A 26,469-nucleotide genomic window follows, 5' to 3' on the forward strand; every position below is an offset into this window, starting at 1 on the left:
GGCAGAATGCCGTACGCGCGCAACCTAGCGGCTGTCACGCCAACCGCTCCGCCATTCCCCCAAGCAAAGTATAATATACAAAAGTAAGTATACTTTATAAGTCACAGTATACAGAGGGTGATGGGCAAATGCAACGCTTTTTTAGTTTGATCAACCATCAACCTGAAGTCTATACTCGCCTGGAAGAACGGATAACATTGTATACTTTTGCATGGATCGTTTACACCACACAAACAAGCCGGCACCGATCGTCTCGATCGATGCCGGCTTTCTTAATCGCCGATGCTTCGTTTGGCCTTACTCCATGACGGGTCCCGTACTGCCCCTGATGACCAGCGCCGGCACGATTTCGTCTTTGACGGACCTGACCTCCGCATCCTTCAGCTCGAACAACAGGATTTCCGCGGAACGCTCCCCCAGCTTCCTCGTGTTCTGGTTGACGGTCGACAGCCCGGGATTCGTCAACGCGCTGATCAGCACGTCGTCGTAGCCCATCACGCTGACGTCCTCCGGCACGATGAGGCCGAGCTCCCTTGCGCCGTTCAGCGCCCCCATCGCCTTGTAGTCGCTCGTCGCGAAGACGGCCGTCGGCGGATTCGGCAGCGCCATCAATTGTTTGAACCCCGTTCTTCCCATGCTCGTGCTCTCCACTTCGCCGCTGACGACGGAGACGAGCTCGGGATCGAACGGAATCTGATGCTGCGACAGCGCCAGCTTGTAGCCTTGCAGCCGGAGCGAGAATTCCTGGTTCAGCTCGAGGATCGAGGCGCCCGTCAATATAATGCCGATCCGCCGGTGTCCGTGGGATATCAAATGCTGGGTCGCCAGATAGCCCCCCGTCAGATTGTCCACGATGACGTACGGAATGCCGAGATGCGGGTAGTAGAAATGCACGGTCACGATTTTCCGGCCTTCCGTCTGCCAGGCGGCCAAGCGCGACAAATCGAAGGAAGGGTTTCCGAGCAGCACGATGCCCGCTTGCTTGTCTTCGGGCAGCGCATAGTCTTCGCCCATGTCCCATACATGAAAGCCGATGCCGTTTCTTGCGCATACGTCCCGGATCCCCTGAAACATATCCGTGAAGAACGGATGGTTGAAGTTGGTCGCGTCATGGTCGCGATGGACGAAATAAATCTCGCGCATCGCCTGCGCGCCGGATGGCGCCGAATGCTCTTGGACGAAGCTGCCTTTGCCCCTGATGCGGTAAACGTACCCGGCCAGCACGAGCTCCGAGAGCGCGCGGCGCGTCGTAATCTCGCTCGTGCCGTATTGGTTGGCCAGATCGATCTGGGGCGGCAGCTGGTCATGCGGCTTCAGGCGGCCGGTCTCGATCTTGCGCTTGATGTCGTCCATGATATATTGGTACATCGGCGCTTTGGCCGGCTTATCGGTTGTCATTCGTATGCGCCCCCTTGTTTCGGATTAAGTATACGTTAATCGGAAACACAGCGCAAGCAAAGGCGACGCGGTTGCCGCCGGCTTTTTGCCGTTGCATTGCGGAGCAGGCGACCGACGGGTTCCGTGCATGCGCCGGATACTTCTCCAGGCATCCACTTCGCGTACCCCATGAATATCGTTACGGCATCGCTGCCGCCTGCTTCCGGGTCTTCGAGACGATCCCCGTCACGATGACGGTTCCGGCTTCTTCGGCGGCGGCGACTTCCGCCAGCTGCCGGGTCTGCCAAGCCGTACACGCCGGAAGCCGGGCCCGGAACCGGATCGAGCCGTCGCTTTCTCGCCTCCACGAGGCTTGAATGTCGCCGTGCGGCGTCGGTACCGTTCCTTCCGCCCAATCGATGCCGCTGACGGGCGCCGGATCCAGCACGACGGCGCCGGTTCCGACGGCCGAAGCGTCGACGCCAAGCACCTCCTTCGTGAGCAGATAGGTCGGAGACGCTCCCCAGCCGTGCGAGAAGCTGACGGGAATGGCATCGTGGAGATACGTCGGCGTATGGCCCAAGTAAGGGCTTGGCACGGTCGGGAACGGAAGCGTAGGGTCAAACGTCTCCCACCATGTCGTTGCGCCTCGATCCAGCATGGCGCCCCAATAGTCCCGGATTTGGCGGCAGGCTTCCTCCGCGTAGCCGTGGCGGAACAGCGTTTCCAGCACGATGTGATAGAAGAATGCGCCGCGGATGCGCGGCAGACGCCCCTGCAAATAATAATCCTCCACGAACCGGATCGTCTCCGGCTCCTCCATGATGCCCGACCAGGCAGCGGCGAAATTGGTCTGCGCGGTCATGCTGGCCGACAATCCGTCCGCGGACAGACAATCCGCGTAAACCGTCGTCCCAGGAACGCGCAGCTGCGCGCGGACCGCGGCGCGCAGACGCGCCGCCTTCGAACGAAAGCCGCCCGCTCGCCCGGGTTCGTTCAGCTGTTCGGCGATCAGAGCGGCCACGTTCAGAAATTTATAATAGAAGCAGGAAAGCGCGGTTACGCGATCCTTTCGCTCGATATCGTCCGTCCAATCGATGAAGCACCACCAGCCGTCCCGGCTCGCGTTCGCGAACAGCCCCGTCCCGTCCTCCTGCGCGGCGAACCAGTCCGCGAGCTTCTCGGCATGCGGCCAAGCCTCCCGCAGAAAGCCGTCGTCCCCGGTATGCCGGTAATGGTCCCATACGCCGAACAGCCAATGCGCGCAGAAGTCCGGGAGCAGGAACCGGTTGCGCTGCGGCCCGGTACCCGCGATGGAGCCGTCCTCGTTCTGGATGCGCGCCGCCTGCAGCAGCGATTTACGCGCGAGCGCCGCATCTCCGAAGGTTTGATACACGACCTTCGCCATGACGACCGAATCCGCCACCCATAGCGATTGCTCGCGGTAAGGGCAATCCTCGAAGTGATGCTGACTGTTCGCGAGCGTCGTATACCGGCCCGTTTCCCAGATGCGGTTCAGCCTTTCGTCGCTGCAGACGAACCGGCCGCCTTCGCGAAACGGATAATGCACGAAGACCACCTGGAGGCTGCGCAATCGGATCGGAACCGGCGTCGCGAGAACGGCCGCCTTCAAGTATCGGAACGCGCGCCGGCCATGCGGACGCAGCGTATTGCTTCCCTTGCGAAGGAGGAACGTATCCATCAGCGCAACCTCGAGCGATTCCCCGTAGAAGAGCTGGAGCACGCCGCCTTCTTCCGCCTCGACCTCCAGCTCGGGGTAGCCGACGATCTCCCTGCCGAAATCATACGTCAGCTGCGGAAAGGATCCCGGAACGGAAGCGTCGATCGTCGCCCCGCCCCCCGCGCTTCCGCTTAGGACGGCATCCGGCGACCGCACCGCCCCCAGGAAGCCTTCGGCCGACACGACGGATACAGGCCGTACGAGCGTCTCCCGCAGGTGGGGAATTTCGCTCGGGATAAGACGCGGCCAGGGGGTACCCGGCTGTTCGGCTTCGGCCGCGACGACGGCCCGCGGCCACGATTCGTCCCCGTAGTCCGTCCGTTCCCAGCCGTCTTCCTTGGACAGATCGACGATTTCGCGGTAGCCGCCCCACAGATGAAGACGGCTTGCCCCCTTTGCCCAGCGCGGCGAACGGCGGCATTTCCACCCCTCGTCCGTTGCGACCGTCCGTTCGCGCGCCGTGCCCGCTTCATCCTCCAACGCGAGATCCAGCTGGCAAATGAGTCCGCCCGGACCTTGCAGCTGTTCGGTGACAATCCGGTCCGTGCCGAAATTATGCGCCAGAATGGCGATCGCGTTATCGCGGCCCTCGCGCAGGCAAGCGGCTACGTCATACTCGTCGTACGACATCCAAGCCAGGTCGGCGGGTGCCGGCCCTCTGCCGACCCTCGTTCCGTTCAGGCTAAGCTCATAGGTTTGGTTGGCCGATATGCGCAGCTTCGCGCCGATTACCTTCATTTCGATCGGAAAGGTGGTGCGTGCTTCGACGTAAACGTCGTTTTCCCCGGCCGTGCCCGCCGCCCAAATCCATTTCGCGCGCCATTGCTTCACTTCCATCACCCATGCCTCCACGTATGAAATGATTGTCATTGTATACTTTAATATAAATAAAATATACTTTCTTGTCCATGGGATATATTGCGTCTCTCATGCGCTTAGGTTGACGCGCTGTACATAAAGTGCAGCCGGCCTTCCGGAGCCGTATCGCCATGCTGCAGCGCATCCAGTATATCGCCTTCCTGCTGCATGTTATCGATCCACTTGAAGCCGATGCGAAGCTCGCGGCCCGGGTCAACGATTCCCAGCGCGGCTCGCGGAATCTCGAGCTGCAGCTCGTTTCCGCTGACGGCAAAGCCGATTTCCGTCACCGCGTGCCAATTCCAACCGCCGGAGCTCCTCTCCAGCAACGATTTCGCCTCGGTCGTTATGCGGCGGTTCGCGATATAGTGGTAGCCCTCCCAGCCTTCATCGGCCGCGCCGCAGACGCGAATCAGCAGCAGCATCCAATGCCGGTCCGTATGCGGGGTGATCGGTCCCTTGGTGCGGACGTAGAAATAAAGATGCGCGTCGGTATGGGCCGCTTTCATGAGGGTCAAGTCGTTTCTTCCCGTCTCGTCGCGGTAATGGAGCTCGCCGTAGCCGGGATGGTTTCTGGGCTCCGTATCCCCTTCGAAATCGCGGTATTCCCGGCCGCAGTCCGCCCACGGTCCGAAATCCGGTCCGATCGGGATCCTTTGCTCCAGCCGGAAGCCCCCCGGGGGGGCGGTCATGCCTTTGAACCGGCGGATATACCCGGCCAGCTGCATGTAATAATGATCCCCGTACCCGCCTCGCATCGGTTCGATGTCGCGGCTGAATGCGAGCGTCGCTTGATCGACGAACAGCACGGGACGCTCCTTCGGCCCCTGCAGGCGCATCGCGATCCACTCGTTCCAGCCGGTAACGAAGACGATCCGCGGGTCCTCGCGGAGCGCGAATTCCCATTGCTCGGCGATATTGAGTCCGCGCATGACCGCTTCGTCCGAATCGATAACCGTATCGCTTCCTTCCGTTTCCCCCCGGTAACCTCTGCCCCGGTTGTCCCCGTACCCGTAGAAAGGCGTGTCGCTCATCGCCACGCTCGGATGCTGCGCCACCGAAACGCTGATGATTTCCTTCTCCCCCGCGTCATTGAAGAAAACCCGCTGGGGTCGCTGGAATTCGATCCACGGGAAGCCGTTAACCTTGGCTTCCTCGTTCGGCCACTGGTTGAGGCGGAAGGTGAAGAAGCCGCGGATTTCCTCGCTGCATTCGCCGGGATCGCCGATGATAAGCGGCCTGCCCTTCCAGCGGAACCAAAGCTCCGGGTAACGCCCCGGCCGGTAGATGTCCTCGTAGAGTTCCGTTACCGTCTTGCCGGATTCCGTATTGGTATAGAAGACTATTCGGGGAACCCTGAAGCCCTGCGCGCGGACGTGATCCATCATGCCGAAGAGGACGTCGTACACCTGCTTGTAGGTCGCCCTGTTGGTCGTATCGAAGACGAGAAAATCGACCCCCGCCGTCGTCAGCAGCTGGACGTGCTTCCGCAGCACGTATGCATCGTCGCTCAAGTAGTATCCGAACAGCGGCTCGCCCCAAAAGTGAAACGACTTCGCCGGTCCCCAGGCGGGATGATCCGGGTCCTTCGCCGCCTCCGGCCACCCCGCCAGAATCCGCGTGTTGTCATGCGGACCCGACGTCCCGTGCTGCCCAAGCCACAGGAAGTAAAACAACCCGACGAACCGTCCCTCCCTAATCGGCCCTGCATCGGCATACGCGGGCAGCTCTCTCCCCAGCCCGTCAATGCCGCCCAATTGATCGCTTCTGAATCCGTTGTCCCGCATGTTCCCGTTCCTCCCCGATCGGTTTCATGATCTGCCGCGCGAGCGGCTTCGTTCGAAGCAGCCGGGTTGCATCGCATCCCGGGCCTGCTTGGCGCGGATCGGCCTGAATTCATCGGTCCGTTCGTTCCCCGGCCTATGCTTCGTTATCTCCTTTCGCTGCCAAGGGTTGCTGCCCGTACTATAACATACTTTGACTTAATCGGTCATGAACAAAATATACATTGATGTAATAAGTATTCTTTGGACCCTCTCGAATTCGCTATGCGCTCATTTGACGCGGCGTCGCGTTAAACTAAATGGGCGAAGAAATGGCTGTCGAGACGTTCTCGACAGCCTGACAAGCAGCCATGCTTGGGTTGCCTGCATGGTCCTCTTACTTCTTCCTGCTCTGCCCAAAATAGCGGTAACCTAATGAAGACGGCGGCTGAACGATCACTCTCTGCCTTTCCGTCAGCAGGTCGAGAAGCTCCGGAGACCTGTTGAACGGTGCCCAGGCTATCATCGCCGGCGCATATTTATAGAGCAAGGATCTCCGTTCGTGCGCGGCTTGCCAGGCAAACGTGCCATGTGTCAGCGCTTCCGAGAATAGGAGCGCGTCTCCGGCTTGTTGCGGAATATGGACCACCGGCCCGATTTCCGAATAATGCTTATATTCCGCCGGTGTTCTGTAATTCGATTTATGGCTGCCGGGAATGCAACAAAACCCCCCGTCCTCCGGGCCGATGTCCGTTAGGGCATAAGAAACGACCGTCAATCCGCTGTACATTTTCCCGTCTTGGAAGGTATAGTATTGACCCGGGTCATACGGAACGCCTCCTCCGTGAAGACCAAGCGGCGGCGCTCCCCTCCGATGGATAATCGAATATTCATGATCCAGACGATATTCCTCGCCCAGAATTTCCGTCAGATAAGGCTCCGTTTTGGGATCGTCAATCAGATCGCGGAAGGCTTGTTCTTCCCAAAGCATGAAGCTTTTGCGCGCTTCGGGCGCTATGTCCGCTTGCTCGTCGATGGCCTTGTTTAGTTTCGTCAGCTGCTCCGCAGTCAAGACATCTTTAATGACAATAAAACCTTGTAAATCAAATAAGTATTTTTCTTTTTCGTTCACGCCATCCGCCTCCGTTATTTTAATTCGATTCTCACCCCAAATAGTAGCAAAAACCGGTTGTCGTAATACCAAGAAGCGTGTCTAAGAATTTTTCACGGCAAAAGAAACCCTCTCGTCCGCTGAACAAGAGGGTTTCGAAAGAAGTGCTTGATGTAGATCATCCATCGGCACGCATCCGACCGGCTACCTTCGAGCTGTCGCGTATCCCGATCGTTTAAACCGATCGTTCCGAGACCGGCGGTTCCATGTCATCATTGCGCATGGTGGTCGGCTTCTTGCGCATGTTGTCCTTACATGGCGAGACGGGCGCATCGATGCGCGTGCGCCTAATAAATAAACGAGTGCAGACTTAAAATCCTTTATGATCCTGCTGCGGCAATGCATGCATTTGTTTGCCTGCCGCAACGGTAAGCGCCGTTTGGGCCACGCGCTTGCCTAGAATTTCCCCTAGCCCGAGCCCCTTCTTGAATAGCGATTGAATCAGCTCATCGTTGGCATCTTCGACGGGAGACGTCACTCCGACCCCATAATAACTGCCATACAGCGCATTCTCCGGAATGTTCGCCGGCAGGCCGACAACCATCATGCCTTGATGCAGCATGGGCGTTATCAGGTTCAGCAGGGTCGCTTCGATACCGCCGTGAATGGTGACCGTCGTGCAAAATGCCGCGCCGATTTTATCCACTAGCGTCCCGTTCGCCCACAAATACCCGAGTTTATCGATCCATTCCTTCAAACCCGAGCTGATCGTGCCGAAATGTCCGGGACAGCCCCAAATAATCGCATCCATATGGGCAAGCTCTCTGACGTTCGCCTTATTAACGTGATTAATGAACACCTCGGCGCCGGGCACGCTTTGGGCGCCTTTGGCAATGGAACGGGCCAATTGTTCCGTATGCCCCGCTTCGCTATCATAAACAACGTAGATTTTCATCGATTGATCTCCTCTCCGGATGGTTATGCTTACGAGCTTCCTTACTCGGGTTCCTTTAGGCGTCCCGTCAATTGCTTCAGCGTTTGCCGGTAGGCTTGATCGGGGGACATTTCTTCGTATCGGTCCGTCTCCTTGTTCATGGCGTCCTTCAGCTTCAGCAGCGCCTTCCGGTACTCGTTGTCCGAGAAATGCCCATCGGCTATCGCCTGCGGAGACGGGGTTAAAAACTCCCGGATGGCATGGCGGAATTCGCTATCCTTGATCGGCAAGTCCGCGTGAGCCGCCGCCTCCGCGAAAGCCGGCTGCGCCAACGGCCGGCTCGCTTCCACGGGGGAAAAATCGCCGGGTACGTCCGCGGCCGGGAGCTGATTCTCCATTTCGTTATCGGCCGACCGATGCCGCTTCAGCACCGATAACGGGATCAAGACGACGCCAACGCCGCCGATCGCGGCCAGCGTCCACGTCGGACCGTCTAAATTCAATCCTCTGAAATAAAACAGATCGCGAAGTCCTTCCGCCGCGAACCGGAGCGGCAGCCAGTCGTACACGAAGCGCCGGCTGAACGCCGGCAGCAGCTCCGGCGGCAGCGCCAGGAGCGGCGCGGCGAAGAAGAAGAGCAGGATGAAGAGCGGCATGCCCGCGAAGCCCAGCCAACTGACGACGGTCGTCTGGACCAGGAAGAACACGAAGCAGACGAAAAACAAATACCAGCCGATGCCGGCATAGTCCGGAATGTGCAGGCCGAACCATTGGCCGGCAATCCAGAGGATGCTGAGCGCGGCGGCGCCCGAAGCGGCGATGCCCATCAGGATTTGGGAGACGCGGATGCCGAAGCGATGCAGGCGGAACCCGTTAGCGGTCGCCCGGTTCGCCGCCACGAACAGCATCATCGTCGAGACCATCGCGGCGAACCAGACGAGCTGGGTCAGCACGACCGGCGCGCTGCCGTTCGAGCTGTTCGGGCCGATGGCGTTGATGCTGCGGCTCGTTACCCGGATCGGCTCGGCGAGCGCGTCCGTCTGCGCGGGCGTAAGCGTGCCGCCCGGCCCGGATTTCGCCAGCAGGCGATCGCGAAGCTGCGCGTTCGCGCCGCCGAGCATTTGGGTCACGATGCCGCTTGCCATCGTCGCGCCGTTATAATTCATGCCCTGGTTCACGTACAAGACGGCGGAAGCGGACCGCGGATCGGGCGAGAGCAGGCTCGACAGCTTCTTCGAGAAGTCCGCCGGAATGACAAGCGCGGCATAGGCCTCTTCGCGGTTCATCGCCTTGACGGCCGCCTCCTCGGAAGCGACGACGCGCCAGACCAGCGCCGGTCCCTCTCCTCCCGGCGGCACGGCATTCCGAAGGCGCTCCGATAGGTCGCGGCCGAAATTCGTGTCGCCGGCGGGCGTCATGCTCCCGGCATCGCCCTGCACGAGCAGTACGGGCAAGTCGCGCGGTACCGGGTTAACGCTTGAACCGAGCTGGGCCAGACCGAGGACGAGCACGACGAGAAAGACTAGGAAGACGGTAAGATAAGGATGCCTCTGTCGAAAAAAACGGATCATAACAAGTTCGAGCCTCCACTTGATTCTTAATTCATTCTACGTTCGGTTAACAAAAGGGCAAAAAAGAAATCACTTTCGCCATTGGGACACGGAGAAAGCGACCATGTTACGGATATGGCTCTCGATTTCGACGTCAACCACGTTAATGAAGGAAACCTCGCGGAGCGCGCAGACGACGCCGAGCGCCAGCAATTGATGCGCGGCCAACGCATAGTCCATCTCATGGATTTCGCCTGCCTCCGCCCGCTTCTTCAGTACCTCGGTGAGCGACTGGTGGCGCAGCTTGATCATCTCGGACATGAAGTTGCGCTGCTCCGATTGAATGGATTCCGCGTCGCGGAACATCATCCGGATGAAAGCACGGTCCTCCGTCAGCGTTCTGTACAACCCGATCAGAAACTGGGCGAGCGCGTCTTCCAGCCGCTGGTTCAGCTCGATCGAAGCAAGCAGCTTATCCATGCTGGCCATCCGCGCTTCCTGCGCTTCGACGAAGACGGTTTCCAAGATCTCCTGCTTCCCGCCGGGAAAATAATGATACAGCAAACCGTCGGTAATGCCGACGTGCTTATTGATCATCCGCATCGAAGTGCCGTGAAAGCCGTGCTCCGCGAACAACTCCTTGGCCCCTTGAAGAATCTGGCCTCTCCGCTCCGCCGCCTGCATGTCTCTGCTCGTTCTGGGAATCCTAGTCACTGCATTCGCCTCACTGTCCTTTGATTTCATTCAACGATTGTATAACGAGATAGTAAACGATATTTACTCGAAAGTCAATTTAGGAGCGGCGCGGAGCATCATGCGAAATATGGAAGGGAACCGGGGTGTCGCGCTCCTTCGCGACAAAATAGTCCAGCCCGATATTTCTGGCTGGACTATCGTGATTGCGGGCATCGATCGCCGGATGCCGGCCGGCCGCGGTTCCTCAAATAAGGTTATGATCCATCCTCCGTTGAACGGTGCCATTCTACGATGCCCCATCTGCGGATAATTTCTCGGGCTATTTCGGACGGCGGCTTGTTTTCCGCGTCTACGACGACGTGCTCCAGCTTCTTGACGGCGAGTTCCGCGGCGAGTTGGGCGGAGCGCCGGAGATGCCAATTCAACGATTCGAACGTCTTCTCCCTGCCGCGAATCCGGGCATGGTTGACCTCAAGCGACGCAACCAGTCGAACTAAGAATAGCTCGGCTCCGGGTACCGACCGTCGGATCTCGTTCAGATCCGCTTGGCTTTCCATGACGCTGGGAATAATCAGGCACTTGGCGCCATGCGAGCGATAATTGCTCCAGACGGCAGCAAGATTGCTAAAGCCGAGTTCCTTGTTAAAAGGGTCGTCTTGGGGCGGTGGGAATCCGCGCCTCACATGATCAAGGTCGACCACCGCATGCGGAAGCGCATGGTCGTATTCCAGCGCTTCCGACAGCGCATCCGCGGTACTCGATTTTCCGATGCCCACGGGTCCGATGATAATTAATACGGGAACTTGCGCGTGCATAGCATTCACCTCCGAATGAAACGTTCGTTCATCCCTTCTGCCCTTACCCGTCCGCCCTTTCCCCGCTGTCCCCCTTCAATGGGCCTGGTTTGGCGGAACGAGCGCGTCCAGCAATTCCTGCCGGTACTGATTAGCCGCGGGGTCATAGACGCCGAAGCCCGCGCAAAATTCCCAATAGGCCCAACCGAAGCCGCGCTTCTCCGCTTCCTCGCGCACGGCGGTCGTCCAGCGCGCCCGCGAAGGCATATCGGCTTTGCCGTACGCGCCGAATTCGCCGAGATAGATCGGACGGTGATGCTCCTTGGCCCAATTGTCCGCCTTGTCGAAGGCTTCCGCGATCGAGCGGGGACTTGCCGGATTCGTTTCCGCCGGATTCGCATTGTAATCGCGGAACCAATCGTCCACCCATTTCACCAGCTTGGCGGCCGCGATCGGCTCCACCTTCCGCGACGGGGGACCCGGCCACGCGACGCCGACGGTTCCGATCTCCGGCCCTGCCCACTCCGCCCCCTGGTGCGTGAAGGGAAAAGGATCGTAGTAATGGAACGTCGCGACGACGTTCCGTTCGCTATCCGGTATGTCGAGCGACGCGAGATCCGCGAAGTTGCTCCAATTGACGGACCCGATAATGACGGTATGCCACGGATCCTCGCTCCGAATCGAATCGAGCGTCTTCTTCAGCAGCCGGTTCCATTTGGACCACGTCAGAGAACCGTTCGGTTCGTTGAGCAGCTCGAAATACACGTTGCCGGGAAGCTCCTTGTACCGCGCCGAGATTTGCTTCCATAGCGCCAGGAAACGAGGCTCCTGCTCAACCGAATCCAGATAGAGCTCATCGTAATTATGCATGTCCAGCACCACGTTCAGCCCCTGCTTCAGCGCCTGGCCGATGACCCAATCGATGCGGTCGAAAAAATCGGGCTCGATCGCGTAAGGAGCCTTCGCCTCCGCATGCCCCGACCACTTGATCGGGACGCGGACCGTTTCGAAGCCCGCATCCTTGATCGTCTTGAAGTAGCTTTCCTGTAAAACGACTCCCCATTCCCCTTCCGTCGGCGCCTCAAGCGCGTTGCCGAGATTGACGCCTCTCCCGAGCAGCTTCGCCTGTTGAAAGACGTCAAGGGGCGCCGACTGCGGGGCGCGCTTCGGCAGCTTCGGATCCGGCGCCGACTGGGACGAAGCAGCCGGAGCCGGGGCCGGCTCGGGAGACGGCGGACGCTTCTCCGCTTCGTTCGCCGCCTTCGCCTCGGCGACAGGCTCCGTCTTGTCGGATGCTTCGTTTTGATGGGTTTGCGCGTTGCCCTTGCACCCCGCTGCCGAAACAAACGCGAGCAGCGAGACCGCGAGCGCAATCGTCCGTAATTTCAATGCCAACGCCCCCCTCAGCCGACCTGACCGGTCCGCTCGCGCTACGTTTCTTGCAGCGCTTTTGCCAAGATGAAGATCACTTCTTTGGGATTGTAGCTGCGTCTTAGTTCTTCTCTTCGTAACCTCCCATTTTCATAATCAGCCACCCGGACCCGCTCCAAGTGCTCATGGTTGGCTCCGATGACGACCAATTCCGTTGGTTGATAGCCGTTTTTCAAATAAAACGCTTCTACTTTGGGATCATCCGCCGAGCCTACGCCCATCGTCTTATATCCCTTTTGCTTCGCGGCTTTTTCGAATACATGCAGCATGTTCGTTCCCAGCCCGACCCTGGCATAAGGCTTGGTAACATCCAGATTAACCGCGATCCCGTTCACATTCATGACCGACTCGTTTTTCTTGGACGGACTTCCGTAGCACACGCCGACTACCTCGCGGCCATCCGCCGTGACGAAGTACAAGTCAGGTTCGCTCTTCACCCGCCGCATAAAATCCTCAAAGGTCTCGCGATCCAAATACTCGCGTTGAAAGGCATAAGCTTGCTTATAATCCGATTCCTCGATCAATCTGATCGCGATCCCCACCGGGCAGCCCTCCGTATTCATTCATCCATCCGATTGCCGACGATTAACAAACCTGCAAGTCCAGGGAGCGGCATGCGGGCGAGCAGCCGATGCAGCTTAACGATAGACGGATGCCCGGATGCTTCGCTCGAGCGGCGAGTAGCCGCCCGCTCCTTCCCGCTGCAGCGACAGCCGCTCCTTCAGCGGAGACGTCCGGTTGCACATGAATCGAACCTTCCCGCTGTGATTCGGCGACGCGGCATGCACGAGAAACGGATGGCATAGAATGACGTCCCCGGCCTCTCCCGTCGTCTCCGCGACCTGCAGCCGCGTGCCGTCTTCGTCGATATAGGCCTGCTCCATGAAAAAAGCGTTCCGTTCCTCCGCGCTCATCGGTTCGCCGTCCCGTCCCGTCAGCTTGGCGAAATACGGGTGCTCGGCATGAAGGGCGCGAATGCCGTCCCCCAGCTCGACGCCTTCCGGATACCGGGTCAGGTGACGCGCGACCGTCTTATGCGAGCCTTCCACGACCAACGTGCCGCCGCCGTGCGGCGCGATATCCGAGAAGAGGCACAGGCAGAGCAGACCTTGCTCCGGCGAATCGACGTAATGCCGGAAATGAATGCCGTCCCAGTGCCAGCCGTTCGTCGGCACGAACCAAGGCTCGCCCTTGCCGACGAAGAAATTGACCGGCCACCAGCCCCAGCCCGGCAGCTTGTCACCTTCCGTCTCGCCGGCGACGAAGCGATGGATCGTGCGGCCCGCGCCGGTCAAGTCCTCGACCGCGTCGGCGAACAGCGCCGTATTGCAGGCGTCGAACGCGGCGTGGCGGTAATTTTCGCGGATGTTGACCATCGGCTCCCGCCACGTCGAGGGGTCCTCGCGCAAGACGCCGGCCTTCTCTTCCAGCTTGCCCCACAGGAACGACTGCGCCTCCAGAGCCGCTTCCCGCGGAAAGGCGCCTTTAATATGCACATAGCCTTTGTCGATGAACTGTTCGATTTGTTCGGCCGTCAGCGCGCTAATGCGCATGATTCCATCAACTCCTCTGCTAGAATCGGACGCCCTCCTAATCGGAACGCCGTTGTCTTCGCGATTCGTCCGGCCTTCGGGATAACGGAGGAGATCGGGCAGCTCGTCGCGCGTCACCGTGAAGGGATGCCGATAGACTTTCTTAAGCATCTCCGCTTCGGTATAGCGCTCCGATACGACCGTCTCGCCATCCTGCAGCTTATGCAGAAAATCGCCGTACCACGTGCAATTCCACAGCCAGAGCGCGCCGCTTGCGATCATGAGGTCGGGATCCGGAAGCGGTCCGTTCTCGGAGAGCGCGATGAGCTTCGCGGACTCCGTATAGCTCATCGCCTGCCGGAAGCGGTCAACGTGCGGCTCATAATTCCGCGCGGGCGAATACGCGTCTTCGCCGATGATGTCCACGTACGCATCGCCCGGATACCAGTCCTTATGCTGTCCGTTCCACACCCAGATCAGATTGTGCAGGCCGTGCAGCCCCGTCATCCGGTCGTACATCAGCTTCCAGAGCCGGATGCACGGCTCCGGTCCCTTGGCGCCCCACCAGAACCAGCCGCCGGACGCTTCGTGGAGCGGCCGCCACAGGACGGGGACGCCGGCTTCCCGGAGCCGCGCGAGCAAGCCGGCGATCGCGTCGATATCGCGCAGCAGCAAGGCGTATTCCTCCGAGGACGGATCGTCCATCGCCCGGGCCAGATCGAACGTCGTGGCCGCGGTATAGAAGCCGCGGTGCCAGCCGTTGTCGGGCGGCTGATCGACCAGATCCTTCGGCGCGTTCCAATGCCAGCAGAAGGTGACGATTCCGCCTGCCCGCCACCATGCCAAGGCAAGCGCCGTATCGGTACCCACGGCGCCGCGCTCCGCGCGGGACGGCGAATCGTTCATGAAATCGAAGCCGCCGACGGCCGGATAGCGCCCCGTCTCCCGGAAGATCACGTCCATCTCCGGCGTTGCGCGGACGCCGATCTGCTGTCCGGTCAGCATCCGTTTGCCGTACGTATCGCACAGATACGCCATCAGCCGCTTCGCGCAATCGTCGGCTTGCGGGTTAATCAGGTTCGGTTCGACGTTCATCCGCCACGCCCATTCGACATTCATGCCGCTCCCCCCTTGTCGGTTCGTTTGTTCTTGCCGCGCTTCGCTTCCGCCGCTCCCTCGCTTAGCCTACGACGCCCGAACGCTCGACGCTCTCGACGAAGAAGCGCTGCACGAACAGGTACATCGCGATCAGCGGGGAAATCGCGAGCAGTATGCCGGTGTCGACGATCAAGGACACTTGGTTCGGATCCACCTTGACGTTCGTGCCGCTGCCGATGCCCATGATGCCCGGCAAGTACTGGTTCACGTCGGCGGGCAGCGAAGACACCTTGATCGACATCAGGTCGCTCGCGCTGTTGAACAGCGAGGCGTAGAAGATGTCGTTGTACTGCCAGACGAACGCGAACAGAATGACGGTAATGAGCGGCGGAATCGCGTTCGGCAGCATGATCGTGAAGAAGGTGCGGATGCCGCCGGCGCCGTCGATGAGCGCCGCCTCTTCGATTTCGCCCGGCATGCCGCGGAAGAACTGGCGGAAAATGTAGATGAACAAGCCGGACTTCAAGCCGTTGGCGAAGGCGGCCGTAATCATCGACGGGCCGTAGGTATTGAGCATGTTGATGCCGTCTTTGCCGGTGATCAGATGGATGACGCCGAACAAATCGAACGAGCGGAAATGAATGTACATCGGGACCATCAGCGTGCTGGACGGAATCAAGATCGTCAGCACGACGAGCGTGAACAGGATGTTCTTCCCCGGGAAGTTAAACCGGGCAAAGCCGTAGCCCGCCAGCGAGCACGAAGCAGCCTGGAGAAGCGTCGTGGACGCCGCGAAGAGGAGCGTGTTCTTCAGCAGCGGCCAGTAATTCAGCACGGCCATCGCATACCGCACGTTCTCCATCGTGAAATGCACCGGAATCATGTAGATCGTCGGATTGTAGATATCCGCCTTATCCTTAAAGGCGACCGACAGCTGCTGCAGGATCGGATACAGAATGATGAACGATATCCCGATGATCAGCACGTAACGGAACATGAGCCACAGCAGCGACGCCGTCTTGTTGCGCGCCTTTTGCATTTGTATGACGACGGCTTCGTTTTGCAAATCGGGGAATTTCAATGCCTTCGCCCTCCCATTCGCTCAATTGTAGTAGAACACCCTTCTGGACACGAGAATGCCGACGATGATGAGGATGACGCTGATGACCGCGGTATATATCCATGACATCGCGGCGCTGAGCCCGAAGTTTTGCGACTGGAACGCCGTATTGTAGATCGTCGTCGTCACTTGGCTGTTCGTGAACGAGTCGATGATCGTATAGATGATGTTCGTCAAGATCAGCGGGCTGACCATCGGGAACGTAATCTTCCAGAACGTCTCGTACGCCGTCGCGCCTTCCATCTTGGCGACCTCGTACATGGACACGGGGACCGATTGAAGCGCGGCCAGGAAGATCAGAATCTGCACGCCGGAGCTCTTGATGATTTCGTAGATGCGCTGCACGGCGCTGATGATGTAGTCGATAAACCACATCGGCAGTCCCGCGTCGGACAACGTGAAGGCGAGCGTCAGCGGGTCGAAGCCGTTCTGCTGCTGCCCCAGCTCCTTCGCCATCTCCGAGCTGCCGGTCAATTGAATGAGGCCCGACGTTTGGGCCGCGGCAATGGCGCCGGAGGCCAGAATGACCGGCAGGAAGAAGATCGCGCGCGCGAACGGGCGTCCGACGAATCGGGTGTTCAGCATCGTCGCCGTAAACAAGCTGAAGAACAGGATCATCGGCACGTTCCATGCCATCTCGCTCAAGGACTGCGTTAGAATCCGGTTGAAATTCGGATCGATCGACAGCGCGTTCTTGAAGTTATCCCATCCGATGAAGTCGAGCGTGTACCCGCCTCCCGGGGCGATCTTCATGTTGCTGAAGCTGAAATGAATCGATTGAAACAGCGGCGTCGCGAACAAAAACACGAACCCAAGCAGCCAAGGCAGGATGAACAGGATGCCGAGCAGCGCGCGTTTCTGCGTCAAGGTCAATCGTCTGATGTTCACGGTCCGTCACCACCCACGGTAAAATTTTTCGCGCCGATTCGCACGTCTTGAACGGCGACCGGCTGATCCGTATAGTTCACGTAAATCGACGTCCCGTTGCTGTAGCCGACCTTGACGACGCCGGGCTTCAACCGCGCATGCTCCGTAATCGTCTCGCGCTGCAGCCCGGCCAGCACGCTGTTCAGCTTGCCGTACAAATCCGCCGCGTCCCCCAGCCAATCCGAGTAATGCGTCGAGAACATCGACTCGTACGCCGTCAGCTTCAGCTTGGAAGACGACTCGTAGGACCAGAAGAAATGCGGCGCGGCGCCGTATTCCAGCGAACGAAGCAGATGGTACGTCAAGTCCTGCTCGTCGTCCAGGTTGATCGGCGCGCCGGCATACTCCTTGTAGCCGTGGACGACCATCTCGTAGAACGGAACGGCCTCGTCCTCGATGCTGAACGCGCTGGAAGCCATCGGCACGTTCAGCAGCCGGTCGGCGTATTTCAAGGCGTATTGGTTGCCCCCGGTGAGCATCACGTTCGGATAGCTTTTTTCGATTTTGCCGAGCTGATCGGTCACGATATTCTTGGCGACGTCCCGGAACACGACGCGATTGACGCGATAATCGGCCGTCAGCGTATCGCCCATGTCGCGCAGCGCGACCGAATCCATTTTGTACTTCTTATAGCTATCGACGAACTGATCCACGAAATACGGCAGCTTCGCCGGCGACAATAGATAGAAGGAGCCCCACTGGGCGTTCATCGCGTTCAGCGCCCGGTCGTACGGCTGCAGCAGCGCCTGCTCTCGCGTGACGAAGCGGGCCGCGTCCGAAGCCGGCTTGAAGTCATGGTTTTCGCGCAGCACATGCTGGAAAGCGACGTCGGGATACAAGTTGCCGCCCATGTCCTTCAGCTGAGCCGCCAGCCTGGACAGGTCCGATTTGCTGCCCAGCTGGCCGTCGAGCTTGACGGTCTCCGGAATCGTGTGATCGATTCCTTCGTTGAACCAGCCGACGTAGCGCATCTGCACGTTGGACACGCCGGCGGCCTGGATTTCCTTGGCGATTTGGCTCGCTTGGCCGATCGTCGTCATCGTCATCAGCCCTTTATACGGCACGCCGAGAAACGATTTGCGTATGTCCACCGCGCCGAGCAGGTCGACGTAGAACGGCAGCTGCTCTTGGGCCTTCAGCGGCTGCAGCACGCCTTCCTTCGCCAGATTGTTCCGGTACAACGCCGCCATGCCCGAGTACGACGCCCGGTCGCCGGAAAGAAAATCGTACCGAAGCTGAATGTCGCCCGCGAAGCGATCGTCCGTCAGCAGCTGGAATTCGTCCACCTTGTTGCCTTTGTACAGCTCGAGCTCGTCTTCGCCGCGAATGGCGAAGCTGGCGTAGGCGCTGTTGTAGGAATTTTTGCGGCCGCTGATGTCCGCATTGATGCTGGCGATGCCCTCGCCCTTCTCGATCGTGGCGAACCATGCCTCGTCGCCCGTCTTCATGCCGAACACCGGCAGCCGTGCGGCCTCCGCGATCTGCCCGCGACGCTTCGAATTATCGTTCTCGTCGTCGCCGTACACCCGCTGCGCATAGACCTCTTCGCCCGTTTTGCCGTTATTCAGGTGGATCAAGCTGCCCGAACCGTCCGGAACGAGCATGTAGCCTTGCTCATCCTGGCCCGCCGCGCCGAAGAAGTCGAGCAGCTCGACGGAGCGGATCTGGTAGCCCGGGCTCTCCTGAATGTCCTTCACCGGAACGCGCACGAGCAGCGAGTCGCCGGAGAGCCGGTATTCGATCGGAATCGTAAAGTTCGGCTTAGCCGAAGCGCTGCCGCCGGACGCGCCGTTCTCGTCGTTGTCCGCCTTCAGATCCTCCGGCGTGTACCCGGCTTTGGCGAAGGCGTCGAGCATCCGCTTCAGCACGAGCGCCCGCGACACTTCCGTATCCAGCCGCTCGAGCACGTCCGGATTGTCGTCCAGCGGATAATACCGGTTCGATACGTAATCCGCCGTCTTCTTGTCCAGCTTGCCGAGCACCTTCTCCTCGAACCGTTTCTTGCCGATCCGCTTCGGCAGCGCGTCGATCCCGAGCGACGTATCCCCGATCGTATAGGTGATCCGCACGCCGTTCTCGATCCCCTCCGCCTTGAACTGCTTCCGCTGGATGCTGTCCGTAAAATTGGTGATCGCGCCGAGCGTTCCGATCGAATCGCGGTAGTTCAGCGTGACTTGCGCGGCCAAGCGGTCCTTCTCGAACGGCGACGCTTTGGCATCCGAGCCGATATCCCCCGGATTGCTGTGCCACGCCTTGCCGCTCGCCCGGTTAAGGACGGCGATCTCGGTCGTGTCCGGATTCATGTAGAGCGCGAGCGCATCCGTCCGCGCAACGAGCTTCATGCCCGGGACGGCGTTGCTGCCGTCCGCCATATACGTCAGTTCGTTCGCCGCGGCAGGCTTCATGTCCGATCGCGCGAACGCCGCGATGTCGGCGGCGGGCGCGCCTTTCGCATACAAGCGATAGGCGAATGCCGAAGCGGCGATAATCCCGGCACAGGCCAGCGCCGCATACCATTTTGTTTTTCGTTTCATGGGCGCGGCCTCCTTTAAGTCCGGAATATGAGTTCACGGTATACGTCATAGATGAACCAGTAAATCTGCGAACCGAGGCTGAACGCCAAGGTGGCGATGAAGACGACGAACCCCATGGCGATGACGGTCAGCGCCATCGTCAGCACCGTCTTGGCCGGCGTGTATTGGTGGACGGTCATGATGCCCACGAACAGCATCACGACGAACCAGAGGCTGGAGATGCTGTTCAAGAGATAATAGAACGCCGTCTCCTCCTGCGTCATGAATCGGCTGACGAACGTCATCGGCAGGTTGATGAGCACGATCGGCAGCAGCGCGTACCCGGTCGCCATCACGATCTCTTTGAACTTCCCTTCCCCTTCCATGAGCGTCGTGATCGACCAGTTCGCGATGCAGAATAACAAGAAAGGAAGAATCGTGAACTCCAAATCGTCCAGGCTGTTGAGCGTGCGCGGATCCGCCATGTTGACGAGAAAGCCGGCAAATTGCTTCTGCAAGATCGTCGTCAGGACGAGCGCGAGCAAGATCAGCAGCGCAACCTTCAATTTGCCCTTGCCCTCGTACTTCATGTCCCAGAATCCGTCGAACGGACGCACGATAAGATGGAGCGGAAATTTAAGAAAGTCCTGCTTCACGCTTCACAGCCCTCCTTCTATTGACGAGTCTGGCAACGCGATACGCGATAAACGCAATGACGAGAGTAAGCACGACGGTCATGACCGTGCCGAACTGTTCCTTCAGCACTTCCCGGCGATAGCGCTTGTACGCGACCGAAAAGTTTTTGCGGCTCATGCCGAGCTTGAAATATTCCATCGCCTTCTCGTTGTTCTTTTGCATCAGGAGCGACTTGCCGATGCCGAGGTAAGCGATTTCATAGTTCGTGTTCAAGCGAAGCACGTCGCTCCATATCTTGACGGCGACGTCGTCGTTGCCGTTGTAATGCTCCGTCGTCGCCTGCCGGACAAGGGTGCCGAACGCCGTCGGACGGAAGAGGACGATGTTTTTCTTGCCGCTGTCCAGCACCGCGAGCCGATCGCCGATCTGCTCGACGGCGACGGGCGTATTGAAGACCCCGAGCTGGTTGCCCCGGCCGCCGAAGGCATACAGCAAGTCGCCTTCGTCGTTGTAGGTGAACAGCCGCGCGCGGTTGGCGTCGAGCGCGACGTACATGCCGCCGCCCAGCACCTTGATGTCGGTGAACTTGGACGGACCCGAATTGTTGCCGAACATCCGGAAGCGGATATCGCCCTTGACGGGCCAGTAGCCGAGCCGCTTCAGGACGTCGTCGCCGGACGGATTCAGCCGCCTGATCGGCGTGTCGGACGCGATATCGATCGCGGTCGCATACACGAAGCCCTTGGGGTCGATGTCGGCATTCGAGAATTCGGTCGGGATGAACAGCTGCATCTGCGCCTTCTGCGCCTTGGTGGACAACGACTTCCAGAGCCGGTCCCAGACGGAAGGCGACACGTTGATCGTGCCGACATAGCCCATGAAACGATTCTTGTCGTCGAACTGCATGATGCCTTCGAATACGCCGCGCGCGATGACGAATACGCGATCCGCCGCATCGACCGTGACTTTGAGCGGCACGAATTTGAAATCCGCGGGCAAAATATCCGATTTCGGAGCCGCGATAATGCGGATCAGCTCGCCTTGCTCGGACAGCACGACGACGCGGCCGTGGTCGGTGTCCGCCACGTACAGCTCGTTCTTGTCGGAGACGAACAGCCCCTGCGGCGCCGCGAAGCCGTCCTTCTTGCCGTCGTTCGTGAACGTCTTGATGACGTGATCGACGCGCAGCTCCGGATCCAGCACGATAATCCGCGCGTTGCCGCTGTCCAGGATATACGTGGTCTTATCCGGCGCAACGAACATGTCGCTCGGCTCTTTGAAGTCGCCGACCCCCAAGCTTTCGCCCGTTAACGCGGCATCCGGCACGTACGGGGCCGGCAGCGGCGATGAATCGCCGTAGTAATCGTACGTGTAGGCTTCGTATGGCGCAGCCGCCGACGCCGAGGGAATGCCGATCGATGCGGCCAGCGACAGGATGGCGGCCAGCAGCAAAACTCTCTTCAAGCGCACGCTTCCACCTCCCTTAGTCCTTCATGCCGGAAGTCGTCATCGTTTCGATAATGCGGCTTTGCGAGAAGACGAACAAGGCGATCGGCACGCTCATCAGGATGAGCGCGACGGCCGAGCCGACGCCGGCGCGCGCGATGCCGCCGAAGATGATCTGGTTGGACGCATAGTGAAGCGTCTTCAGCTGCTCGCTATAGATGAAGCCGTTGCCGTCCGTTCCCCAGAGCATCTGGAAGAGCAGGATGACCAAGGTCAGCCAAGCCGGCTTCACGTTCGGCATGACGATTTGCCAGAAGATCCGGTATTCGTTCGCGCCGTCGATCTTGGCCGACTCCAGCAGCGCGTCGGGAATTTGCTCCATGAATTGCTTCATGAGGTACAAGCCCAGCGAGAACGCGAACGCCGGCACGATCACGGCCCAGTACGTATCGATGAAGCCGATCCAGGACATGACCATGTAGTTCGGAATCGCCGTTACTTGAGGCGTGAACATCAGCGAGAGCACGACGACGGTGAAGACGAGCTTCGACCCGGGAAACTTGTGCTTCGCGAGCGGATACGCCGCGGCCGATGCCAGCAGCACGTGTCCGACCACGCCCATTCCGGTTATGAAGAAAGTGTTGAAAATGTACCGGGAGAACGGGACCCACGATTGGCCGAGCAGCGTCATCAGATCGATGAAGTTGCTCGTCGTCGGATGCCGAACGAAGAGCGTCGGCGGGAACAGGAAGATTTCGTCGAGCGGCTTGAACGCCGCGTTGATCGCGTACACGAGCGGCAGCGCCATGAAAGCGGCGACGGCAGCCAGAAACACGAACATCCAGAACGTTCCGGCAAACGAACGGTTCACTCGTTTCTTGCGAATGGGAAGCGCTAACCTCATCTTCTATTCCCCCACCCTCCTGAGAAGTCGCTGCACGACCAGGTTCGTCCCGACCATCAAGGTGAACAGCACGGTCGCGATCGCCGATGCGTAGCCCATCTCGAAGCGGATCGTACCGAAGTCGATCAAGTGCGTGACGATGGTTTCGGCCGCGTAGTTGACGCTCGGGAAGCCGGCCAGGTAGATGGACACGTCCGCGATCGCCAAGGACGAGGTGATCTGAATGACGGCCCCGAACATCAGCTGCGGCTTCATCGAAGGAAGCGTGATGTACCACAGCTCCTGCCAGCGGTTCTTGATGCCGTCGACCGCGCCCGCTTCGTACAGCGTTTTGTCCACGGTTTGGAGTCCCGCGATGAAGGCGAGGAAGCCCGTCCCGAGACTGAGCCAGAGCTGCACGAGGATGATGATCGGCATGATGTACTGCTCCGTCTTCAGCCATTGAATCGGGTCGAGCAGTACGCCCGTCTTGATCAGGAACCCGTTCGCGATGCCGTAACGGTCTCCCGAGAAGATCATCTGCCAGAGGAAGTAGACGTTCCCCGAGATGGACGGCGCGTAGAAGATCAGCGTCATGAACGCGCGCAGCTTCGGGCGAAGATCGTTGATGATCCAGGCGAAGACGAAGCAAGCCAGATAGCTGAGCGGTCCGGTAATGACGGCGAAGAGGATGGTATTCTTGATCGCGATCAAGAACACGTCGTCTTCGAGGAACAAGCGGGAGTAGTTCTGCCAGCCGATGAAGCGCGGGAATTCGAGCATGTTGAAGTACGTAAAGCTGATGACGACGGACATGATCACGGGCAGCACCGTGAAGACGGCAAACAGCAGCATGTAGGGCGACATGAGGATATAGGAATGCTTGTGCGCCTTGATTTCCTTCCATTTGATCGCCAGCCAGCTTGTCGTTTTCACGGCTGGCGTCCCGGCGGCTACGGTCACGGAAGGCTGACTCGGTGTACCGATCGTTGACACGCGGATCCCTCCTTATTCCGGCAGGCCGAATTCTTTGCGCTTCGCTTTGATCTCGTCTTGAATGTATTGGGTGTAATCCATGATCGCTTCGCGCGCTTCCGTGTTTTTCTCGACGACCACTTTCAAGAACGCGTTCTGCAAATGGCGCCCGGTGAAGTAGCCGCCCGGCACCTCGGGAACGCCCCTGACGTACGCGAACTGCGCTTTGAGGTTATCGTAATCGGCGACCGGCCAAGGCAAGCTGTCGAGCGCTTTGATGTTCGCCGTCGGATAGCGCGCGGAAGCTCCTATCAGCGCCTCCATCTCCCGGCCGAAATTCGTTTGGGTCTTCTCGTCGGTCCACCATTTCATGAATGCCCAGGACGCGTCCTTGTCCTTCGCGCCGCTCAGCATCAGCGTGCCGTTGCCCGTGCTCGGCGTATCTCTGCGGATGGTGCCGTCCGCCTGCTTGGTGCCCGGAATCGGCGCGAAGCCCCACATGCCGCGGATTTCCGGCGCGAATACGGTGAGCTGATTGTACGTGGTGTAATCGACGATCCCGATCGGCATTTCGCCGGTGCGGAACCGGTTCGCGAAGTCGAATTCGCGTTCCAGCTTGTAGTCGCCGTACAGGTCCGTCCACGTCTTGAACGTTTCGACGCCGATTTTCGAATCCAGGTCGGACGCTTGGCCGCCCTCCCGGTAGAATTGACCGCCGTTCTGCATGAGGAGCGAGCCATAGATCGAGTTCGGCGGAATGTTCTGGCCCGGCACCGGCACCGATGTCTGCGGAACCGTGATCGGCATGCCGAACTGCATCCGGTTCTTGCTTAGGACGGTGAGCAGCTTATACACGTCGTCCCACGTTTGCGGCACTTCAAGGCCAAGCTCCGCCAGCACGTCCTTGCGGTAGAAAAGCATGTTGAAGGTTTGCGTCTCCGGCAGCGCGTAGACGCCCTGCTCGTACGTGTACGGAACAAGCGCGCTGTCGCGGAACCGCTTCGCCACGTCCGGATAATCGGAGAATCGCGTCAAGTCGGCGGCCGCGCCGCGCATCGCGTAGTTGACCGGAATATCGTTGCTGATCTGCATCGCGACGTCCGGGCCGCGGCCGGCCAAAGTTGCCGGAAGCAGCGTGTTCATTTGCACGAGCTTCAAATTCACGTTGATGCCCGTTTGCGGCGTGAACGTTTCGTCGATCATCGCCTTCAGCGTGTTCGCCTGGTCCCGGCCGCTGCCGATCCAGACGGTGATCGACTGCTGGTTCTTCTCCTCCGAATCGTTGCCGATCTGGTTGTAATCGATCACGAAGGAATACGCGAACGTCGATAGCTCGTGCTTCAGCTTCGAGAAGAAGCCCTCTCCGGACGAAGGAAACTTCTTGTCCGGCGACGCAATGTACATTTCGTCGAGCTGAAGCGGCATCTCGATCGCCTTCTGGAGCCAGGTGCCGAGACCGCCGGCGTTGCTCTTGAATGCGGCGAGTCGGCGCGGAATCGTATCGGGATCCTTCACCAATTCCTTCAGCTGCAGCGCCATCGTCTTCAGGAGCGCTTCGGAGTCGCTGCTTCCGCCCGACAGCCGTTTCAGCTCGGCGCCGACGGCGGAAAGCCGGTCGCTCTCGGATTGGAACGTTTCCAGCATCTTCGGCACTTGCTTATCCAAGCGGTAATCCCGGTATTTATCCGGCGATGCGCCGGTAATCATGATGATTTTGCGATACATGGCATTGAGCGTGTACAGGCTCTCTTTCACTTCGCGGATGAGCGGAGCGAACTCGCCGAGCGTATCTTCCATGCGAATGACGTTCTTGCCTTTTTCGAGCTTGAACAGGTACGGCTCGTCGCCGCCGATGACGTCGATGCGGTAGCCGTTCTTGTAGCGGAACGGAATTTGTTCGGCTTCCTTGAACGGAACCTCGCCGTTGATCAGCAGACGGCGCGTCGCGTACAAGCCGCGAACGAATTCCTGCTTGGACTTCAAGGCGATCTTATAGAGTCCCGTTTCAGGCGCGTCGACTTCCCACTCGATCCATTGTCCCGGCAGACGCCAGTTATAGCCGCCGATCGTATTGACCCGGATGAGCTTCGGGCTGTAAGGCGTAACGGAGGAGGTGGAACGCTCCGTCTGCGGATACAGCGTCGGCGACGACTTCGCGACGGCCGCTTCGCCTTGCACGGTAATCAGCCGGCTGTCGGCCTTCTTGAGCCCGTCCTTCTCGTACTGCTTGAGCGCGGCTTCATAAGTCGCGGGCTGCTTCTGCCGATACAGCTTCAGCTGATGTAGAACCATCGGCTCGCGCTGCGAGACGAACGTGAGCGTGTGTTGGCCGGCGCTCAAGTAAAACTTGAACGGATCGGCGTAGTAGCCGTCCGAATCCTCGAGCAGCGCATCGCGCCACGCCGGCTTCTCGATTTGCTCCGGCCGCAGGTCGTTGCCCAGATTGTCCTGCTTCATATGATCCAGCTCGTTGTCCCATACGCGATCGAATTGCAGGTAAGACGCTTCCGTGAACGGAACGACGCCGTCGATTTGCAGCGATCGCTCGATGCTCGAGCTCTTGCCCGCGATCGGGTAATAGTCAAGCCCGATGTTATAGAAGCCCTCTTGCGTCACATGAATGTCCCAGGATACGCTGCCCTGTTCGCCGGTCTTAAGGGACGTGCCGGCCCGGCCTTCATAATCGTCCAGCTTCTCGAAACCGTCGCCCTCCACCTTGGCGTAGCTTGCGGCATCGAGAACGATCTCCTGATCGGCGAAGCCGGCGTTCTCGTGCTTCGACAGATAGTCCGCGTAATCGCCGCGGCCCTCCTGCAGCGTCGACCAGGCGCCTTCGGCGAACGCCGATCGGCTTCCCGCGGCTGCCGTGCCGTCCTTTCCCGATCGGGACCATACGGCGAGCAGCGCAATCGCGATGACGACGCATGCCGCCGTCATTCCCCATTTCTTCAGGCGTTTTCTCCCTTTCAATGTCAGCCCTCCCAAGCGGCGGATTGATCTGCGGTTCTCGCATCCCGCTGACGAAAGCGCACTCGCGTACCGTCGTCTTCCTGGAACGCACCTATATGGATACCAAACACGTTA

General features: G+C 59.4%; 19 protein-coding genes. All 19 read right to left on the reverse strand.

Annotation, left to right across the window (positions count from 1 at the left end; all coding sequences use genetic code 11):
* Positions 1-297 precede the first annotated feature (297 nt).
* The 19 genes from BMZ79_RS20360 to BMZ79_RS20450 all read right to left on the reverse strand — a co-directional run bounded on the left by BMZ79_RS20360 (position 298) and on the right by BMZ79_RS20450 (position 26,355).
* Positions 298-1,398: a GntR family transcriptional regulator gene (locus BMZ79_RS20360; RefSeq protein ID WP_090643066.1), complete on the reverse strand. Its 1,101-nt coding sequence runs from the start codon at positions 1,396-1,398 to the stop codon at positions 298-300.
* A gap of 178 nt (positions 1,399-1,576) precedes the next feature.
* A complete protein-coding gene (locus BMZ79_RS20365; RefSeq protein ID WP_256252915.1) occupies positions 1,577-3,988 on the reverse strand; it encodes a family 78 glycoside hydrolase catalytic domain in 2,412 nt (803 codons plus the stop codon).
* Between the two features lie 65 nt (positions 3,989-4,053).
* On the reverse strand, positions 4,054-5,763 hold the full coding sequence (locus tag BMZ79_RS20370; RefSeq protein WP_090643070.1) for a hypothetical protein: 1,710 nt from the start codon (positions 5,761-5,763) through the stop codon (positions 4,054-4,056).
* A 373-nt stretch (positions 5,764-6,136) separates the two neighbouring features.
* On the reverse strand, positions 6,137-6,871 hold the full coding sequence (locus tag BMZ79_RS20375; RefSeq protein WP_090643073.1) for a phytanoyl-CoA dioxygenase family protein: 735 nt from the start codon (positions 6,869-6,871) through the stop codon (positions 6,137-6,139).
* A 349-nt stretch (positions 6,872-7,220) separates the two neighbouring features.
* Positions 7,221-7,805 carry an NAD(P)H-dependent oxidoreductase gene (locus BMZ79_RS20380; protein WP_090643076.1) on the reverse strand — a complete coding sequence of 195 codons (585 nt, stop codon included), beginning with the start codon at positions 7,803-7,805 and terminating at the stop codon, positions 7,221-7,223.
* Positions 7,806-7,846: 41 nt separating this feature from the next.
* Positions 7,847-9,355 carry a YhgE/Pip domain-containing protein gene (locus tag BMZ79_RS20385; protein WP_090643078.1) on the reverse strand — a complete coding sequence of 503 codons (1,509 nt, stop codon included), beginning with the start codon at positions 9,353-9,355 and terminating at the stop codon, positions 7,847-7,849.
* Positions 9,356-9,424: 69 nt separating this feature from the next.
* Positions 9,425-10,048, reverse strand: a complete 624-nt coding sequence (locus BMZ79_RS20390) for a TetR/AcrR family transcriptional regulator (protein ID WP_177222237.1) — start codon at positions 10,046-10,048, stop codon at positions 9,425-9,427.
* 236 nt (positions 10,049-10,284) lie between these two features.
* Positions 10,285-10,845: a P-loop NTPase family protein gene (locus tag BMZ79_RS20395; RefSeq protein ID WP_090643083.1), complete on the reverse strand. Its 561-nt coding sequence runs from the start codon at positions 10,843-10,845 to the stop codon at positions 10,285-10,287.
* 75 nt (positions 10,846-10,920) lie between these two features.
* Positions 10,921-12,213, reverse strand: coding sequence for a glycoside hydrolase family 5 protein (locus tag BMZ79_RS20400; RefSeq protein ID WP_218154739.1), 1,293 nt, complete (start codon positions 12,211-12,213; stop codon positions 10,921-10,923).
* A gap of 41 nt (positions 12,214-12,254) precedes the next feature.
* Complete coding sequence (locus tag BMZ79_RS20405) at positions 12,255-12,797, reverse strand: GNAT family N-acetyltransferase (protein ID WP_177222238.1); 543 nt, start codon at positions 12,795-12,797, stop codon at positions 12,255-12,257.
* Positions 12,798-12,893: 96 nt separating this feature from the next.
* On the reverse strand, positions 12,894-14,906 hold the full coding sequence (locus BMZ79_RS20410) for a glycosyl hydrolase (protein WP_090643088.1): 2,013 nt from the start codon (positions 14,904-14,906) through the stop codon (positions 12,894-12,896).
* Between the two features lie 61 nt (positions 14,907-14,967).
* Positions 14,968-15,924, reverse strand: coding sequence for a carbohydrate ABC transporter permease (locus tag BMZ79_RS20415; protein WP_090643592.1), 957 nt, complete (start codon positions 15,922-15,924; stop codon positions 14,968-14,970).
* A 63-nt stretch (positions 15,925-15,987) separates the two neighbouring features.
* Positions 15,988-16,893 (reverse strand): carbohydrate ABC transporter permease, encoded by a 906-nt coding sequence (locus BMZ79_RS20420; protein ID WP_090643090.1) that lies wholly within the window; start codon positions 16,891-16,893, stop codon positions 15,988-15,990.
* On the reverse strand, positions 16,890-19,466 hold the full coding sequence (locus BMZ79_RS20425; protein ID WP_090643093.1) for a DUF5696 domain-containing protein: 2,577 nt from the start codon (positions 19,464-19,466) through the stop codon (positions 16,890-16,892). The genes BMZ79_RS20420 and BMZ79_RS20425 overlap by 4 nt, the downstream gene beginning before the upstream one ends.
* A 14-nt stretch (positions 19,467-19,480) precedes the next feature.
* Positions 19,481-20,101, reverse strand: coding sequence for a Yip1 family protein (locus BMZ79_RS20430; protein WP_090643096.1), 621 nt, complete (start codon positions 20,099-20,101; stop codon positions 19,481-19,483).
* Positions 20,082-21,551, reverse strand: coding sequence for an NHL repeat-containing protein (locus BMZ79_RS20435; protein WP_090643098.1), 1,470 nt, complete (start codon positions 21,549-21,551; stop codon positions 20,082-20,084). Before BMZ79_RS20435 ends, BMZ79_RS20430 begins: the two co-directional genes overlap by 20 nt.
* A 13-nt stretch (positions 21,552-21,564) precedes the next feature.
* Positions 21,565-22,431: a carbohydrate ABC transporter permease gene (locus BMZ79_RS20440; RefSeq protein WP_090643101.1), complete on the reverse strand. Its 867-nt coding sequence runs from the start codon at positions 22,429-22,431 to the stop codon at positions 21,565-21,567.
* A gap of 3 nt (positions 22,432-22,434) precedes the next feature.
* A complete protein-coding gene (locus BMZ79_RS20445; protein ID WP_256252937.1) occupies positions 22,435-23,346 on the reverse strand; it encodes a carbohydrate ABC transporter permease in 912 nt (303 codons plus the stop codon).
* 72 nt (positions 23,347-23,418) lie between these two features.
* Complete coding sequence (locus BMZ79_RS20450; RefSeq protein ID WP_371263754.1) at positions 23,419-26,355, reverse strand: extracellular solute-binding protein; 2,937 nt, start codon at positions 26,353-26,355, stop codon at positions 23,419-23,421.
* Positions 26,356-26,469 lie beyond the last annotated feature (114 nt).

It is taken from the genome of Paenibacillus sp. UNC496MF (assembly GCF_900113915.1).
Lineage (GTDB): Bacteria > Bacillota > Bacilli > Paenibacillales > Paenibacillaceae > Paenibacillus_Z > Paenibacillus_Z artemisiicola.

Excerpts from the sequence above, each read along its gene's own strand:
- BMZ79_RS20410 (WP_090643088.1), bottom strand. The coding sequence starts at position 14,906 with ATGAATGTCGAATGGGCGTGGCGGATGAACGTCGAACCGAACCTGATT.
- BMZ79_RS20360 (WP_090643066.1), bottom strand. The coding sequence starts at position 1,398 with ATGACAACCGATAAGCCGGCCAAAGCGCCGATGTACCAATATATCATG.
- BMZ79_RS20440 (WP_090643101.1), bottom strand. The coding sequence starts at position 22,431 with ATGAGGTTAGCGCTTCCCATTCGCAAGAAACGAGTGAACCGTTCGTTT.
- BMZ79_RS20365 (WP_256252915.1), bottom strand. The coding sequence starts at position 3,988 with ATGACAATCATTTCATACGTGGAGGCATGGGTGATGGAAGTGAAGCAA.
- BMZ79_RS20395 (WP_090643083.1), bottom strand. The coding sequence starts at position 10,845 with ATGCACGCGCAAGTTCCCGTATTAATTATCATCGGACCCGTGGGCATC.
- BMZ79_RS20385 (WP_090643078.1), bottom strand. The coding sequence starts at position 9,355 with ATGATCCGTTTTTTTCGACAGAGGCATCCTTATCTTACCGTCTTCCTA.
- BMZ79_RS20425 (WP_090643093.1), bottom strand. The coding sequence starts at position 19,466 with ATGAAACGAAAAACAAAATGGTATGCGGCGCTGGCCTGTGCCGGGATT.
- BMZ79_RS20380 (WP_090643076.1), bottom strand. The coding sequence starts at position 7,805 with ATGAAAATCTACGTTGTTTATGATAGCGAAGCGGGGCATACGGAACAA.
- BMZ79_RS20415 (WP_090643592.1), bottom strand. The coding sequence starts at position 15,924 with ATGCAAAAGGCGCGCAACAAGACGGCGTCGCTGCTGTGGCTCATGTTC.
- BMZ79_RS20370 (WP_090643070.1), bottom strand. The coding sequence starts at position 5,763 with ATGCGGGACAACGGATTCAGAAGCGATCAATTGGGCGGCATTGACGGG.